At 72.1% G+C, this 2,244-nt stretch carries 2 protein-coding genes; one reads left to right on the top strand and one right to left on the bottom strand.

The window, feature by feature from the left end; genetic code table 11:
• Positions 1–39 precede the first annotated feature (39 nt).
• Complete coding sequence (locus tag AB0B91_RS65240; RefSeq protein ID WP_089002038.1) at positions 40–1,443, bottom strand: NAD(P)H-quinone dehydrogenase; 1,404 nt, start codon at positions 1,441–1,443, stop codon at positions 40–42.
• Positions 1,444–1,608: 165 nt separating this feature from the next.
• On the opposite strand from AB0B91_RS65240, the gene AB0B91_RS65235 reads away from it, so the two are divergent.
• Entirely contained in the window at positions 1,609–2,064 is a 456-nt protein-coding gene (locus AB0B91_RS65235; RefSeq protein ID WP_089002039.1) for a gamma-glutamylcyclotransferase, read from the top strand.
• Positions 2,065–2,244 lie beyond the last annotated feature (180 nt).

Below are 2,244 nucleotides of genomic sequence, written 5' to 3'. Positions count from 1 at the left end.
CCGGTCGCCGGGGTGGCCCGGGCGGCGCGGCCGGTGCGGTCACTCCAGCTCGTGCAGCATGAGCTGGCGGGCGGCCTCGGTGATGGAACCGGAGAGGCTCGGGTAGATCGTGATCGTCTGGGCCAGCTCGTTGACCGTGAGGTTGTTCTCCACCGCCATGGTGATCGGCAGGATCAGCTCGCTGGCCTTCGGCGCCACCACGACGCCGCCGATCACCTGGCCGCTGGCCGGGCGGCAGAAGAGCTTGACGAAGCCGTCGGCGAGGTCGTCCATCTTCGCCCGGGCGTTGCCGTCCAGCGCCAGCATCACCTGCCGGGCCGGCACCTTGCCCGCGTCGACCTCGTCCTGGGAGACGCCCACGGTGGCCAGCTCCGGGTCGGTGAACACGTTCGCCGCGACGGTACGCAGCCGCAGCGGCCGTACCGCCTCGCCGAGCGCGTGCCACATCGCGATCCGGCCCTGCATGGCGGCCACGCTGGCCAGGGGCAGCACGCCCGTGCAGTCGCCGGCGGCGTAGATGCCGGGCACGTTGGTCCGGGAGACCCGGTCGACGGTGACGTAGCCGCCCCGGGCCAGCGCGACGCCGTACTCGGCGAGGCCCAGGTCGGCGGTGTTGGGGATGGAGCCGACCGCGATCAGGGCGTGGGAGCCGGCCACCCGGCGGCCGTCGGAGAGTTCGACCTCCACCCCGTCGGCGGTACGCCGGACCGCGTCCGCCCGCGAGTTGTTCAGGATGCTCATGCCCCGGTTGCGGAAGACCCGCTCGATCGCCATCGCCGCGTCGGCGTCCTCGTGCGGCATCACCCGGTCGCGGCTGGAGACCAGGGTCACCTGCACGCCCATGGCCAGGTAGGCGCTGGCGAACTCCGCGCCGGTGACGCCGGAGCCGACCACGATCAGGTGCTCGGGCAACTCCGGCAGGTCGTACACCTGGCGCCAGGTCAGGATGCGCTCACCGTCGGGAACGGCGGTGGGCAGCTGGCGCGGGGTGGCGCCGGTGGCGATGAGCACGGTCGACGCGGCGATCGACTGCTCCTCGCCGCCGCCGGTCGGGGTGACGAGCACCCGGTGGGTGTGGCCGAGGGTGTCCTCGCCGAGGCGGGCGGTGCCCGGCACGAAGGTCACCCCGGCCTTGACCAGCTTGGCGTGGATGTCGGCGGACTGGGCGAGCGCGAGGCGCTTGACCCGCTCGTGCACCGCGCTGGCGTCGACGGTGACGGCCTCCAGCCCGTCGGAGTGCACCCCGAACTCCTCGGTGTCCCGATAGCCGGTGACCACCTCGGAGCTGGCGATGAAGGTCTTCGACGGTACGCAGTCGGACAGCACGCAGGCCCCGCCGGCGCCCTCGGCCTCGACGACGGTGACATCAGCGTCCAACTGCGCGGCGACCAGGGCCGCCTCGTAGCCGGCCGGTCCACCGCCGATGATCACGATCCGGCTCACAGGGCCATCCTTTCGTTCGCGACTGCGGGGCTCCGCTCCGCTGCACTCCTCGCGCTCACCGCGCTCGCCCTTCGTCAGTGCTCACAGTGACTTTCTTCTCCCGAAAGCGTCCGACACGCTCTGTCGTATTCTCCCCCACCCCGCGGGCGGGCTATCGTCATCGCCGTGCGTCATCACGCCGCCTACGGCTCAAACCTCGACCCCGCCCGCATGCGCGCCTACTGCCCGCATTCGCCGATGGTGGGCACCGGCTGGCTGGAGGGCTGGCGGCTCACCTTCGCGGGCGAAGACGTGATCGGCTGGGAGGGCGCGGTCAGCACGGTCGTCGAGTCCCCCGGCGACCGGGTGTTCGTGGCGATCTACGACATCCACCCGTACGACGCCGCCCAGCTCGACGAGCTGGAGGGGGTGGCCGCCGGCACCTACCGCAAGCTGCACGTGCGCATCTCCACCCTCGACGGCGACGTGACCGCGTGGATCTACGTCTTCGACGGGTACGAGGGCGGGCTGCCCACGGCGTGGTACCTCTCGGAGATCGCGAACGCCGCCGAGAAGGCGGGTGCGCCGGACGACTACGTCACCGAGCTGCGGTCCCGCCCCACCGGCACCGCGTCGGCCTGACGCCTCTCGTCGGCCCAGCGCGTATCCCACGGCCCCCAGTCTGCTCCGGTGCCGGGCGGAGCCTCCAGCCGGCCCCGGCCGGCGTCGTCAATCACACACCGGCGGCCGGGACCACCAGTTCGTACATGCCTCCGGCTTGGTCATCTCGGAGAAGTCGACGGCCACCTCACGGCGGCGTCG

The sequence above is a fragment of the Nonomuraea sp. NPDC049141 genome (genome assembly GCF_040648415.1).
Classification (GTDB): Bacteria; Actinomycetota; Actinomycetes; order Streptosporangiales; family Streptosporangiaceae; genus Nonomuraea.
This window is presented reverse-complemented; position numbering and strand designations above follow the sequence as displayed.